The sequence below is a fragment of the Rivibacter subsaxonicus genome, assembly GCF_004217215.1.
GTDB classification, from domain to species: Bacteria; Pseudomonadota; Gammaproteobacteria; order Burkholderiales; family Burkholderiaceae_C; genus Rivibacter; species Rivibacter subsaxonicus.
Genome location: NZ_SHKP01000006.1, coordinates 222,763 through 236,795, shown reverse-complemented (window position 1 = coordinate 236,795; position 14,033 = coordinate 222,763). Strand labels below are relative to the sequence as shown.

Below are 14,033 nucleotides of genomic sequence, written 5' to 3'. Positions count from 1 at the left end.
TCAGCCCGGCGCCCCGGGCTTCTTCAGCGGCGGATCCCAGGCCTCGGGCGGCACCACCACCGCCTGCTCCGGCTGCGCCAGGAAGTGCGGCGACATGATCTGCACGCCCTGCGCGTTGAAGGCGTCCTGGATGCGCGCATGCAGCGTCGACAGGATCTGCAGCCGCTCGATCGGCCGGTCGATGTAGGCGCGCAACTCGTAGGCGACGTAGAAGTCGTTCAACGCGCGCTGCAGGATGAAGGGCTTGGGCGATTCGCGCAGCCCGGGCGTCTCGGCCGCCGCCCGCAGCAGCATCTGGTGCACCAGCCGCCACGGCGCGTCGTAGCCGATCGTCACCGTGGTGCTGACCTGGCTGCCCTGCCCCGGCTGGCGCGAGAAGTTGCGCACCGAGTTGCCAACCAGCACCGCGTTGGGCACCGTGATGATCTCGCCGGTGGCGGCCGCCAGCTTGGTCGCCAGCGCGCCGACTTCGACCACCGCGCCCTCGACGCTGCTGCCCTCGGAGCCCACCACCACGTACTCGCCGACCTTGAGCGCGCGCGAGTAGACCAGCACCAGCCCGCTCATCGCCTGCTGCACGACGCCGCTGGAGCCGAGCGTGATGACGGCACCCAGAAAGACCGATACGCCCTTGAACACATTGGTATCGGAGCCCGGCAGGTAGGGGAAGGCCGCCACCAGCGCCAGCGCCCAGATCAGCACCACCGCCAACTGGCGCGAGGCACCGGCCGTGTCCGGGTGCAGGCCGGGCATGCTGAGCCGGCCTTGCTCGATGCCGCGGAACACGGCATTCGAGACCTCGGCCACGCCCTGCGCCACGAGCGCGATCACCGCCACCACGATCAGGCCCGGCACCGCATCGATGAGGCCCGAGATCACCTGCTGCGCGGCGTCGCCGACCAGGCCGACCAGGCGCTCCGACAGCGGCCGGCTGGCCGGAAAGGCGTCGAGCACCACCTCGAGCCAGGCAAACAGCAACGCCGCGCTGACGAACAGCGCCAGCACCTGCGACAGTCGCAAGAGTAGCCCCGAGCCGTATCGTCCGAAGTTGGACAGCACGCGCCCGCGCAGCATCCGCGAGAAGTTGGCGCCGAGCCAGTTGGTCAGCGCCCAGGTGGCCCACAGCGCGGCCGCCAGCACCACGGTTGCCAGCAGCGCGACCGCCACGCCTTTGAGCAGCACCGGCCAACGGCGCTGCTCGCGGTGGGCCTCGATGGCCTCGCCAAGCGCTCGCCGCGCCGCCTCTGCGGTGGCCTCGAGCGTGCGGCCGCCGCCGGGCTCGACATCGCCGTCGATCACGACGAACACCACCACCTCGCCGATCCGCAAGGCCATGCCTTGTCGACCGTCGGCACTCAGCGGCACCGCCTCGACCGGCGCCGCGATACCGCGGTCGATCACTTCCTTGACCCGGGCCTGGGCCCGGCTGGCGCGACTCGCCGGGTCGGACCCGGCAAAGGGCACGCGAAACTGCACGACCGGGCGCTGGGCAATCATCAGCGTGGCGCCTTGCACGTCGGCAGCGGCGGCCTCCGCCGCACTCGCACCCGTTGCGGGCGTGTCGGCCGCCCGGACCAGGCCGAGCTGCGCCACGAGCAGAAGGCCCAGCAACAGGCGCATCAGCAGTTGGCCCGCACCGGTACGCCCCAACAGTCCCCAGCCGTTCGCCATGCTCGCTCCCGAACCCGACCCTAGATGCACGCACTGTAGCGAGCCGCCCGCCGTGCTCGTTTGCACGCCATCCCGGGTCGGACGACGCCGGTGCCTGCGCTACAATTGCATCCGTCGGGGGGGTAGCTCAGCTGGGAGAGCGCCGCGTTCGCAATGCGGAGGTCGGGAGTTCGATCCTCCTCCTCTCCACCAAGACAAATGAAGGGCCTGACGGGAGTCAGTGTGCCGGCGGGCATATCGTGGCCAAACGGCCAGGAAATGCTTGCAGATCAGACCCATTGACCCGTGAGGAAACTCACGATTGCAAATGGCAAAAGGGCCGCTCTCAGAGCGGCCCTTTTTCTTTGGCGGAGCCTGCGCTGGCGCAGGCGCCTGGGTCAGGCGGCCCAGTCTTTGAGCACCTCGGTGACGACGCGCTGCTGGTCCGCGTAGGACAAGCTCGGCGCCTCGTTGGCCGCCGCGGCGCGCAGATCGCGAACGGTCGTGCATTCGCCCACCGACTCGACCCGTGCCAGGTGCGTCATCACCCCCTGCGCCGCTTCGTCCAGCACAGCCTCCCTCGCTTCGCTTTGCTCCATGCGCCTGGCATCGCTGTGCGCTCGCGCCAGTTCCGGTTCGTAGTAGTAGACATCCCGGGGGTTCATGCCCAGCAGTCGGGCCATCTCTCGAATCGACAGGTCAGGCCGCGTCTCGAACAACTGGCGCAGATCGGCACGCTTCTCGTCCGGGCGCGGTTCGGCGCGGACATAGGACTTCAGTCCGGCGCTCCCGGAGGTGAGCGACAGCGGCAAGGAATCGGTGCATCCGCGCACGAGATCGCCCAGCGGCACGCGTAGCTTCAGCGCCAGTTCGACCAGCCGCCGCAGTTCCGGCACCACCTCGCCACTCAGCCAGCCGTGCACCGTCGACTTGCCGAGTCCGATCCAGCGCGCCAACTCGACCATCGAGCCGCCGAAGTAGCGATCCTTGGCCACGTTCAAGGTGCAATGGACACGCAGGCTTTCCTCAGGGCCGAGCGGCCGTGCGATCAGCGTGCCGATCTGCTCGGCCACGCAGACCGCGTGGTTGCTGGCTTGCGGAATCTCGCGAGGTGACGCCTGCGGCTGGCGTGGGTCGACCGTGCCGAGCCAGCCACCGCAGCTGGCGCAAACGCCCGGCGCATGCATCGCGAAGCGCTTGGCGGGCCTGCCCGATGGTGTGCGGCCGGCTCCGCAGTGCGGGCAGACCGACTCGAGTTCGGTCCCATGGTGCGGGCAGGCTTGCACCAGGCCAACGCTCCACAGCAGGTGCATGTGCGCGCCGCCCGAGCGATGGCCATCCTCCAGGCAGTGCGGACACCATTGGCGCACGACCGCATCGCTGCCACGCCGTGTCAGCAGAGACCCCCAAGTGCCGAGCGTGGCGACGGCCAAGCCACTGACACCGGTCAGTTGCTCGAGCAGCGGCACCCAGCAGGCAAGCACCGAGGCTTCGTCGCTGAAGCGGGTGTCCAGGAACTGGCCGATCCATTGCCCGGCGTCGCGTTCGGCCTGCCCGCTCAGCGGTGCGAGCAACTTGATGAAGTCGTTGGGCCGATAGCCATGGGCGTGGGCGAGCCGCAGCACGTAACTCGCGAGCGACTCGGTCCGGCTGCTTCCGGCACCGAGAAGTGGCAGGTGAGCCAGCGTGAAGCCGGCGCGGCTGGCGATCTGGTTCTGCATGTTCACAGCCCCTTGATCGCGAGTTCGCCGGCCAGTGCCTCCTTGCGCACATCGGCGGCGTAGGCGGCAGAGGGCAGCTCGCGAGGCAGGTGCGGTGCTGGCGTTGATGCGCGCCTGAGTGGAAATGAGCATGATGGCGCGGGCGTCGGGCGGCCGGGAAGCTGCCAGTCGTCGGCGACGGCTCCTGGCCGGCAGTGTGAGTTCCTGGGCTTCACCGATAGCTGACGTTGGCAGCCCATGCCCACGCATCGAAAGTCACGTTCCGAGCGCGGCCTCGTACTCACACTGCCGGCCAATAGCAGTCTTCCGTGAGTGGGAATCGATCAGTCGTCGCATCGCAGAGATAGCCTCTCTGTGCTACTCGTGCGGGAGTAGCATTCCTCCCCCTACCCCTTCTGGAGAATTCGATGCGGTTTAGCAAGTTGCTCATCACTGGCATCGCGCTTGTCTCGATGCTGGGCGCCGGCGCCTATGCACAGGACAAGGCCGCCCAGCAGGCCGAGGTGAAGGCCAAGGCCATGCAGGCGCTGCAGGACTTCTACAAGGCCGACCCCAAGCTCAAGACTGCCGTGGAAGCGGCACCCGGCTATGCCGTGTTCACAACGTACGGCCTCAGCCTCGGCCTCGGCGGGGCCGGGGGCAAGGGCATCGCACACAACAGCAAGACGAAGAGCGACGTCTACATGAGCATCGCGCAGGCGAGTGCCGGCCTGCAGGTTGGCGCCTCCGACACGCGCTACCTTTACGTGTTCAGCGATGCGAAGGCGCTGACCGACTTCATCGACAAGGGCTGGGATGCCTCCGCCGGCGCCGCCGCCGGTGCCGGTACCGGCGCCAGCGCCGCCAACGTCAAGGCGGGTGCCGGGGAGTTCACGGGAGGCAAGCAGTACGCGCTGACGAAAGCGGGCCTACAGGCAGGCGTCGCCGTGGCAGGCACGAAAGCCTGGAAGGACAAGGACCTGAACTAACCGGCGCTCGAGCAGGAAGGCGGTACGTGGGCGAGGGGGACCACGGCCGCCCCATAGCGCTCAGTGCGCCGGGTCGCCGTTCGGACCCCGCGCAAATCGCTCGATGCGGCGCACGAAGTCGACCCTCCATCGACACCTGGCGCCAGTTGTACCGTCGACTCGCGCACCTCGACTGCCGGCCCGGCTCCCCGCGCTCGCGAGCCCGATGGAATGCCGTACGAATGCGCGCATGCACTGTCGTTCGACGAATCACCGTAGAGACCCCAAAGGGTCGCGCTCAAGCCGGGTAGGTGATGTTTAACGGCCGCTTTGCTGCGAGCATTTCGCGGCATCGGACTTCAGGAACGGGTCGAGAACGCATGTCCATCGCCGAGAGAAGCGGACGATCCGCGATCGAAGAATCGATGCCGATCGAGCGCAGGGCCGCCAACGACCGGTCACGGATGTAGACCGGCCGCTTACTCCTCGAGGCCATCGGTGACCGCTTTTGTCGACAGGCGTCACTCGCCGAGCCGGGCTGACCGTCGCAGATCAGTCTTAAGCCGTCACTCGGTCGGCTCGGCGCGCCTTGACCAACGGTCAGAACCCTATGGCTGCAGCCGGCGATAGGCGCTGAAGTGCCTCAGCGCGCCCTGCACCTGCCCCAGCATCTCGTGGAGCCTGGCTGCGTTGTAGTGAGCGTCTGCGAGATCCGGGGCCAGCTCCAGGGTTCGCTCGTAGCTCGTCAAGGCCTCGCGTTCCCGGTGCTGATCCTCTAAGGCGATCGCGCGGTTGAAATGCAGCAGCGCGTTGTCCGGGCAATGTCGGATAGCTTGGTCGTACAGCGCCACGGCCTCGTCGCATCGACCATCCTCGCAGAGGATGGCACCCAGGTTCAGGTAGGCATCTCCATGGTTCGAGTTGTCGGCCAGTGCCTGTCGATACGCCTGCTCCGCCCCACTGAAATCTCCGCTCGTCTCCAGTTGTTCGCCGCGGGCGAACCAGTCCGACTCTTCAACCTTGATCGCCTCGGCGGATGCCGCTGTAGGCTGAAGGAAGGTCACCGTTCCGGCGCTGGATGAGACCCCGAAGTCGAACAGCAGCTGCCCGGTCTCGACTTCCCGATGCGTCGTCCCCTCTCTAACGACCACATCGTTGCCGATCGCCGTGATGCGAAGGCCACTCAGCGGCAACTCGACGGGAAGCTTGTCTTTCAGTATCTGCAGCGCGCGCAGCACGCGGCGGCGGGGAATGCGAGCGGTACGCAAGTCGTGCGCGGTACGAAGCAACACGACGTCCTGGAACGAGAAGCGGTATTCGTTGCGCGCACCGCGAACCGGCGTCACGAAGCCCGCACCGATGATGCTGGAAATGACGCTGCGCCCCAGGCCGAGCATTTGCTCGATCTGACGCAGCGTGTAAGGCGCTTCAGTTGCCTGTGAAGTCACTTGCGTGCTCGGGACCGAGCGGGCGCAGCGACGGCCTCCTCGGCAACCTTGGCCGCCCGCTTGACGCTCTTGCGATCCTTCAAGGCCCCGGCAGGAATGGCTGCGTCCTCGGGCGTGGCAGTCGTTGCAGCCGCCTTGCCGCTGCGCTGGCCGAGGCTTGCCCGCAGCGCTTCCATCAGGTCGATTACCTGCGCGCCAGTCGTTTCCTCGTTGCGCTCGGAAGCAACCACATGCTTGCCCGCGATCTTGTCGTCGATCGCCGCCAGAACTCGCTTCTTCTCTTCGTCCTTGAACTCAGCAGGATCGTAGGCATCCTTGGAGATCTGGTCGATGAGTTGCAGGGCCAGTGTCAGTTCCGCGGACGACACGTCGACGTGCTCGATGTCGAGATCCTTCAACGACCTGACTTCTTCTGCGTACAACAGTTGCTGCAGCACCAACCCGTCCTCGGCGACGCGAACCTGCACGACGTACTGCTTGCCCTTCCAGGTCCATCGAGCCAGTGCGCAACGACTGCTGCTGCGCATCGCAGCCGTCAGCAGCGCATAAGGCTTGCCTCCGCGCTTGTCGGGCGCCATCAGGTACGCCTTGTCGTAATAGACGGGATCAACGGATTTTTCTGGGACGAACGCCACGATCTCAATCACGTGGCTGGCGGTCTCATCCAACGCCTTGAGTTCGTCGGCCGTGAAGACGACGAACCGATCCTTCTCGAACTCGTAGCCCTTCACCATCTCGGCGCGTTCGACGACCTTGCCGTCCTTCTCGGACACGTACTGCTGCTTGAGACGGGCGCCGTCCTTGGAGAGCATGTTGAACCTGACGGTCGCCGAGGACTCGGTGGCGGAGTACAGCTTCACCGGAATCGAGACCAAGCCGAAGCTCAGCGTGAGGGAGGCGATGGAGCGTGCAGCCATGAAATGCTCTCCTGGCGTAGGACGAAACCTCAGCATACGGCTTCTCCCTGTCGCAGAAAAGGATTGGAAGCTCCCGCGTGCCTGGCGCGCCGGCAGGCACGTCACTCGGGCGGATCGAACTCCAGGATCTTCATCGCCCTGCGCAGTGTCTGCCGCGTCTTCCAGTAGTCCACCCACGGGTCCGAGGTGTGGAACGACAGATGCTCTCGCGCCGTCGCAATCGTCCATTGCGAGCCGCCTTTGAGCGAGTCGAGCATCTCCCATGGCACCGGCATGGAAACCCCGAGGCCGGGGCGCGCGCGGGCCGAGTAGGCCGCCGCGGTCGTGGCCCCGAAACCGTTGCGGAGGTAGTCGACAAAGATCTTGCCGACCCGGTTCTTCGGCCCGCTCTTCGCCACGAACCGGTCGGGGAGCACGTTGGCCAGGTGTTGCACGATGGCCTGCGAGAGTCCCTTGACGGCGGGCCATCCATGACGGGGCGCCAGTGGCACGACGACGTGCAGTCCCTTGCCGCCGCTGGTCTTGAGCCAGGCGTCGAGTCCGAGATCCTTCAGGAAGGACCGGGTTAGCGATGCGGCCTCCAAGACCCGAAGCCAGGCCACACCGTCCCCGGGGTCCAGATCGAAGACCATGCGATCGGGTTTGTCGAGGTTCTTGACCAGCGCGTTCCAGGTGTGGAACTCGATGACGTTCATCTGAGCGGCGCCGGCGAGCCCCTTTGCCGTGTGAACCTCGAGCAGCGGATCATGCTCCGGCCAAAGGGACGGGGCGAGTTCCTTCACATCGGGGATGTGAAGCTTGTCCGCGTGCTTCTGGAAAAAGAGTTCGCCGGCGATGCCGGTCGGCCCGCGCACGAGCGAGCATGGACGGCCCTTCAGGTGCGGAATCATCCAGTCGGCCACGCTCTCGTAGTAGCGAACCAGGTCGAGCTTGGTCAGTCCGGTGCTCGCGTCGATGACGCGCTCGGGGTTGGAGACCCTGGTCGCGTTCGCGGCGGCCGCCGAGCGCAGCGGCATTGCACCTTGCGGCGTGGTGGCGTCCTCGCGAACCACATCCTTCGAGGGCTTGTCGGCCCGAAGCCCCTCGAAGACGGCATGGCGAATCTGGCCCTCCGGCGTCCAGCCGGCAAAGCTCGCCTCGACCACCAGCTTCGGTCTGACCCAGCGTACGCTGCCCGCGGGGCGCCTTGTCCATTGGCCCTGCCTGGCGGCTCCGTCTCCGGCAAACGGCGACGTGGTTGTCTCGAGCGCTGCCACGCGACCCTTCAGGGCGATGGCCGTCGCGGCGTCCCACCCGGTGCCCACGCCACCGACCGAGACAAGCTGGCCCTGCCCGTCATGGACGCCGAGCATCAGGCTGCCGATCTCCGACGCCGCGGGGTCGTTGCCGCGATCGGTAAACCCGCCCACGACGAACTCCTGTCGTTGTCGGCACTTGAGCTTGAGCCAGGTCTGTGTCCGCTGCGACAGGTAGGGTGCATCGGTACGCTTGGCAATCACCCCCTCCAGCTTGAGATTGGACGCGGACTGCAGGATGCTCGCCGGATCGGCGTCGAAGTCGACGCTGAAGCGGATCCGTTCAAGGGTCTTGGATTCGAGCAGCGCCCGCAAAAGCTGTCGCCGTTCCTGTAGTGGGGTCTGACGCAGGTCGAAGCCTTGGAGGTACGGAACGTCGAACAGGAAGTAGACGATGCGGTCGGCGTCGCGCTGATCGAGGGCCTTCTGCAATGCGTTGAAATCGGGGAGGCCATCGGCCGCCAAGACGACAAGCTCGCCGTCGAGCCAGGCCGAGCCGAGGTCCAGGCCGGCCAGCTCGGTGGCAAGGCCGGGCATCTTCGAAGTCCAGTCATGCCCGCCGCGCGTGATCAGTCGTGGCACGCCGTTCTCGATTCGGGACATCAGGCGGTAGCCGTCGAACTTGATCTCGAAGATCCAGTCGCCGTCCAGCGGAAGAGCCGTGCTGAGCGTTGCGAGCTGTGGACCGATCCTGGCCGGCACCGGGGCCTTGATGGCGCCGGGCAGCATCGACGGGTCGGTGACGCCCGACCGTGGAGATTCGCCGGCGTGCTGCCTGCGCACGGGTCTCGACGCCGGTCCGAGCGGTCTGGCAACGACGCTGTCTGGAAGCGCCTTGACGACGTCGTACGCCTCCTTGGGCCGCTCATAGTCATCGTGCTTCTTGAACAGGATCCAGGCGATCTGCCGGTCGCCTGGCTTGGCGATGCGCACGAGTTCCCACAGCCCGGCCATCTTCTGGCCATGGAGCTTGAAGAGGAGTTTGCCCTCGACCAATCCAGCGTGCGGGTCGCTGACGGGCTCCCATGTACCTCGGTCCCAGATGATCACCGAGCCAGCGCCGTACTGTTTGGCCGGGATGGTCCCTTCGAAGCTGTTGTAGGAGATCGGGTGATCCTCGACCTGAATCGCCATGCGCTTCTCGCGGGGGTCATAGCTCGGTCCCCTTGGCACGGCCCACGACAGCATGACGCCGCCCAGTTCCAGTCGAAAGTCGTAGTGCAACCGTGTCGCGGCGTGCTTCTGGATCACGAAGGCCAAATTCGAATCGGAGGGCGCGATCTCGCCACGCGGCTCAGGCGTCTCGCCGAAGTTGCGCTTGGTGCGGTACCGATCGAGAGGATCCTTGCTTGCCGGCATCGCTTCACCTTGATCGCGCTTGGCCACTCCTGACCGATCTGGGCCGCTGCCGATTCGGTGGACCCCGACCTAAGCTTCTCGAGCCTGTTCGAACTCTACCGGGCTGACGTACCCAAGCGTCGAGTGCCGGCGCGTCGGGTTGTAGAAGCGCTCGGTGTGGTCGAACACGCCTGACCGGGCCTGCCGGCTTGCCTGTGGCAACCAGGCTGTGCACAGCGAGGACGTTCTTGGCGATGTCGATGCCGACCTACAGAATGCTCATGGACTGCCCCTCTTGAGCACGTTGATGAGAGATTGCACTTCCCATCGTGGCGCTTCGTTGCCGACCGCCGCTTCACCGCGGCAGGCTCGGGGAAGTCCCGTTCATTCGTTAGGCATCAAGTGACTGCCGACCCGCCGGTGCACCTCGCTTCGGCCAGTGATGCTGCCGACGTTGCCGAGATGTCACGCGAACTCATCGAGCATGGCCTGCCCTGGTCGTGGCGTCCTAGCCGAGTGGCACGCGCCATCGCTTCACCAGAGACGAACGTCGCTGTCGTGAGAACGCAAGGCCGGCTCGTCGCCTTCGGAATCATGGAGTACTTGGAAGAGGATGCTCACTTGGTCCTGTTTGCGGTCCACCCGTCGAGTCAGCGCCGCGGTGTTGGCAGTGCGGTCCTGCGGTGGCTTGAAGAGTCAGCGCGTGCCGCAGGCACCGCGCGCGTTCGACTGGAAGCAAGGTGGGACAACGTCGCCGCGAGGAGCTTCTACAACGAGCACGGATACCGTGAACTGGTCATCAAGTCGCGCATGTACAGCGGTGTCTCGGACGGCGTTCGAATGGAGAAGTGGCTTCGCATCGCTCCGGAGCGGTGATGCCAATGCCCCTCGCGCAAGCGGACTTCCGCCACTGGCTGTCGGCCGGCCGCGGCCCGCCAAGCTCGATCGTTAGGCGGCAGGGAGATCGCACCGATCACATCGTCCAAAGAGATTCAGCCATGGCTATACGTCCCCCCTTCATCCGCTCCGCGAGCAGTTGAGGCCTGGATAGACGGAACCTTGCATCGAATGGTTGCCGGCGGTTTGGCTGCCTTTCCCGCCGACACCGGCATCTCTCACTGCTTCATCAACGAGGTGGATCCGACAAGCTGGTGATGTCCGGCGCGCAGCGTGCAAGGGTCGTGGGTTCGATGACCGCTGCGCTCAAGCACGGTGGCGTGTTTCCAGCACGCATGGACGACGGGCTCGGATCCTGCAGCAATCGACCGGGCCGGTCGGTCGACTCCTTCTTGTGGTCACGCGGCTTGGAATCGCCCGAACCACTCCGCCCAGTAGTCGAGGCAGGCCTTGATCTTCGGCAGCCGCTGGCGCGTGCCGGCGGTGACCGCGTAGATGGGAACCGGCTGCATATCGACGAACGCCGACAGCACCGGCACCAGTCGTCCCTGATGGACCAACGGCTCGGCCGCAACGGTCGCGAGCCGGCCGATGCCCAGACCCTGCAACACCATGCTGGCCGCGAGTCCCGTGTCGTTACAGCGCCAGTAGCCCTCGGCCGCCAGACTGACCGGCCGGCCCTCGACGATGAAGGACCAATGATTCAGATGCGTCGCTGCGCTGTTGGTCACGAGCCGGTGCCGACGCAGCTCGTCCGGATGCGCTGGTGTTCCGGAACGCGCCAGGTATTCGGGAGCGGCGTACAGGGCTCGACCCAGCCTGCCGATCTGCCGCGCCACCACGGTTTCCGGCAGCGCCACGGAGGTACGGATGGCGATGTCGATGCCGTCGCGCGCCATGTCGGCGAGCCGGTCGCTGACCTCGAGCTCCACGCGCAGTTGAGGATGCCGCTCGTTGAGCCCGGCCAGGCTTGGCAGCAACTGGTACTGAGCCATCACCGTGCTGGCGGCGACGCGCACAAGCCCGCTCGCCTCGCGTGTCTTGGTCGAGAACTCGCCCTCCAGTTCATCCAGCGTGCCGCCGATGCGGTGGCAATAGTCCAGAAAGGTCTGGCCTTCGACGGTGAGAGCCAAGCCATGCGTGGAGCGATGGATCAACCGCGCGCCGCAGGCCGCCTCGATGCGCGCAAGCGCCCGGGACACCTGGCTCACGGGCACTTCGCGTTCGCGCGCGACGGCGGACAGCGTCCCCAACGCCGCCACGCGCGCGAACAACTTTAGGTCGTCGAAGGCGAGTTCATTCATGGCGCAAATGGTAGGGGGCGCCAGCGCCGCTGGCCTTGCGCCCGGCGCAACACGAATTTGCTTGGCGCGCCGTTTCCGGCTCGAACGGCGGTACCTAGAGTGACCTCATCGACTAGAGGACTGCTCATGAACACCGAACGCTTTCACGACAGGCTGTCGCCGCTCGAACAAGCCGCCCTGATGGACGCCGCGAAGGCACGTGCCGTCGAACTGCGGCGCGAGGCGATCGATGACTTCTGGCGCGCCGCGGCGCGAGGTCTGCGTTCGGCATGGCATGCGGTTCGAAGCGATGTGGCCGCCGTCCATGGGCCGCGCCCGGTGGCACGCCGAGCATCTCGCTGAGCATCGGCTTGGCCGGGTGCTTGGCGCACATCTGCGCCCCGTCGTACCGGCGCAGTGCAGTTGCTGCTTCCAGGCAGATCCCCCTCAGGTAGGACGCCTTCTGGAGGATCGAACTCCCAGCCGCCTTGCAGATCAGACCCATTGACCCGTGAGGAAACTCACGATTGCAAATGGAAAAATGGCCGCTCTCAGAGCGGCCCTTTCTCTTTGCTGCGTCCGCCTGCCGTCGCGACGTGTCAACTGCCCAGCTACGCGTGGTTGGCCGAGGGACTCCTCCATGTCACCTCGAATCGGAACGGGAACCGGCCCAGGACTTCGCGGGCGACAGCGGCGGTCGCGCTGCCTGCCACCGCGACCTCGACCCGAATCCCCAAACGCGGGTCGTTGACGACCTCGAGCCGGGAAGCCGGGGCACCTGCATCGTGCAGCGCAGTGCGCAGCGCATCCGCGATCTCGCGCAGCCTGAGCTCCGGCTTGAAGATCTTGCCGACGCCGGTCAGCGGCATGGCTGCCACCAGCTTGATCGCCTTCGGCATCGCCGCGCGTTCGGTGATCTGTTCTCGGGCGAAGGACAGCAGCTCATCTTCTGTCACGCGCGCGCCGGGCTTGAGCTGAACATAGGCAACCGGCAGCTCGCCCGCGTGCACGTCGGGGCGGCCGACCGCGGCGGCGATTTGCACGTCCGGGTGCCGATGCAAGGGCTCTTCGATGCTCGCGGGGTCGATGTTGTGGCCACCCCGGATGATGAGTTCCTTCTTGCGGCCGGTCAGGTAGAAGCAGCCGTCCGCGTCCTGTCGTCCAAGGTCGCCGGTGTTCAGCCAACGACGACCGTCGTTCAGCTCCAGCCACAACCCCTTGTCCTGGTCGGGGTCGCGATAGCCGGCAAACACATTGGGGCCGCTGATCACGAGCACACCCGGCTCGCCGACCGTGCAGTCGCGAACGTAGGCCCCGACGTCGTCCAGCACGACAGCCTTCATGGCCTGCAAAGGCAGGCGCAGGCCGATCGACCCGGTGCGCCGCTCGCCCAATGGAGGGTTGCATGTGCTGACGCAGGTCCCCTCGGTCAGCCCGTATCCCTCGAGGATCTTCAGCCCCGTCGAATCCTGGAAGGCGCGCATCAGTTCCACCGGCATCGGCGCCGCCCCACAGAGCCCGTACTCCAGCGAACCGAGGTCGCGGCCTTGGGTCGGCTGCTGCATCAGCGCCGCATAGACCGTCGGCACACCGCTGAAGAAGTTGATGCGGTGGTGTTCGACCAGCTGCCAGAAGTGCTTGATGACACCGTCGCCGCGATAGCCCGACGGTGTGCCGAGAATCACATGGGCGCCGCGTGAGAACGGCAGCAAACCGGTGACCAGCACACCATTGACGTGGAACAGCGGCAGACCACAGAAAAGGGTCTTCCCCGCCGAGATGCCATCGCCGAGGAACTGGCCGACGCTCCACGCGTTGGCGATCTCGTTCGCATGCGTGCGCATCGCAATCTTGGGCGCACCGGTGGTGCCACCGGTGCAGAAATAGGACGACCGGTCGCCAGGGCGGATCACACGACCGCCGGTCAGTCGGTCCACGGGCTGGCGCGCCAGGCCCTGCGCGAAGTCGTGCACCTCGAACTGCCCTGCGCCCACACCAGCCTCCGGGCTCCCGGCAGCCTGGGCTTGGCCGGCCAGGTCGACCAGCACAACGTGCCGCAGACTGCTCACTCGGCCCAGCAGCGGTCGCAGCCTCGACCACAGGTCCATGCCGGGAACCGGCGCGAGCGTGATGAGCACCTTCGCTTGCCCAGCGTCGAGCAACTCGGCGATGGCCGTGGGTTCCAGCATGGGGTTGATGGCAAAGGCGATGCCAGCTGCCTGGCCGCCCCAGATCGCGAGGTGCGTCTGCGGGAGATTGGGCAGCACGAAGGCGACGACCTCCTCGCTGGCTACACCCAACTCGTGCAGGAAGTTGGCCGTGGCCGTAATGCGAGAGAACAGCGCCTCGTAGTTCCAGACTTCTGGCCGCGCATGATCTTCGACGCGCAAGAAGAATGACAAGGCCGGCGCATCGGGGTGGGCGCGCGCTGCGGCGCCGATCATCTCGTAGGTGCTGTTGGGCAGCAGACCGTCGTGCTCACTTTCGACGGCAAGCACGTCTGCGATCGAGGCGATTCCACTCATGTCTTCACGTTC

At 66.1% G+C, this 14,033-nt stretch carries 10 protein-coding genes and 1 tRNA gene; 4 read left to right on the top strand and 7 right to left on the bottom strand.

What is annotated here, in order from left to right; genetic code table 11:
• Positions 1-1,671 carry a mechanosensitive ion channel family protein gene (locus EV670_RS11010; protein ID WP_130431986.1) on the bottom strand — a complete coding sequence of 557 codons (1,671 nt, stop codon included), beginning with the start codon at positions 1,669-1,671 and terminating at the stop codon, positions 1-3.
• A 116-nt stretch (positions 1,672-1,787) separates the two neighbouring features.
• Here EV670_RS11010 and EV670_RS11005 point away from each other — a divergent pair.
• Positions 1,788-1,863: transfer RNA gene (locus EV670_RS11005), tRNA-Ala, on the top strand.
• A 185-nt stretch (positions 1,864-2,048) separates the two neighbouring features.
• On the opposite strand, the gene EV670_RS11000 is transcribed toward EV670_RS11005, so the two are convergent.
• Complete coding sequence (locus tag EV670_RS11000; protein ID WP_278044423.1) at positions 2,049-3,371, bottom strand: TniQ family protein; 1,323 nt, start codon at positions 3,369-3,371, stop codon at positions 2,049-2,051.
• A 407-nt stretch (positions 3,372-3,778) separates the two neighbouring features.
• Between EV670_RS11000 and EV670_RS10995 the strand changes: the two genes are divergently transcribed.
• Complete coding sequence (locus tag EV670_RS10995; RefSeq protein ID WP_130431982.1) at positions 3,779-4,339, top strand: YSC84-related protein; 561 nt, start codon at positions 3,779-3,781, stop codon at positions 4,337-4,339.
• A 587-nt stretch (positions 4,340-4,926) separates the two neighbouring features.
• Here the strand turns inward: EV670_RS10995 and EV670_RS10990 are convergent.
• From EV670_RS10990 to ligD, 3 genes are all read right to left on the bottom strand, one after another.
• Entirely contained in the window at positions 4,927-5,766 is an 840-nt protein-coding gene (locus EV670_RS10990; protein ID WP_242616926.1) for a tetratricopeptide repeat protein, read from the bottom strand.
• Positions 5,763-6,683 (bottom strand): non-homologous end joining protein Ku, encoded by a 921-nt coding sequence (ku, locus tag EV670_RS10985; RefSeq protein ID WP_130431980.1) that lies wholly within the window; start codon positions 6,681-6,683, stop codon positions 5,763-5,765. Before ku ends, EV670_RS10990 begins: the two co-directional genes overlap by 4 nt.
• Positions 6,684-6,784: 101 nt before the next feature.
• Complete coding sequence (gene ligD / locus EV670_RS10980) at positions 6,785-9,337, bottom strand: DNA ligase D (RefSeq protein ID WP_130431978.1); 2,553 nt, start codon at positions 9,335-9,337, stop codon at positions 6,785-6,787.
• A 381-nt stretch (positions 9,338-9,718) separates the two neighbouring features.
• Between ligD and EV670_RS10975 the strand changes: the two genes are divergently transcribed.
• The gene (locus EV670_RS10975) at positions 9,719-10,192 is read left to right on the top strand and encodes a GNAT family N-acetyltransferase (RefSeq protein ID WP_130431976.1); all 474 of its coding nucleotides are present in this window, start codon (positions 9,719-9,721) and stop codon (positions 10,190-10,192) included.
• A 419-nt stretch (positions 10,193-10,611) separates the two neighbouring features.
• Here the strand turns inward: EV670_RS10975 and EV670_RS10965 are convergent, their stop codons facing one another.
• A complete protein-coding gene (locus tag EV670_RS10965; RefSeq protein WP_130431974.1) occupies positions 10,612-11,517 on the bottom strand; it encodes a LysR family transcriptional regulator in 906 nt (301 codons plus the stop codon).
• Positions 11,518-11,643: 126 nt separating this feature from the next.
• Here EV670_RS10965 and EV670_RS10960 point away from each other — a divergent pair, with 126 nt between their 5' ends.
• The gene (locus EV670_RS10960; RefSeq protein WP_130431972.1) at positions 11,644-11,859 is read left to right on the top strand and encodes a hypothetical protein; all 216 of its coding nucleotides are present in this window, start codon (positions 11,644-11,646) and stop codon (positions 11,857-11,859) included.
• A 248-nt stretch (positions 11,860-12,107) separates the two neighbouring features.
• Here the strand turns inward: EV670_RS10960 and EV670_RS10955 are convergent, their stop codons facing one another.
• The gene (locus EV670_RS10955; protein ID WP_130431970.1) at positions 12,108-14,021 is read right to left on the bottom strand and encodes an acyl-CoA synthetase; all 1,914 of its coding nucleotides are present in this window, start codon (positions 14,019-14,021) and stop codon (positions 12,108-12,110) included.
• Between the last annotated feature and the right edge of the window lie 12 nt (positions 14,022-14,033).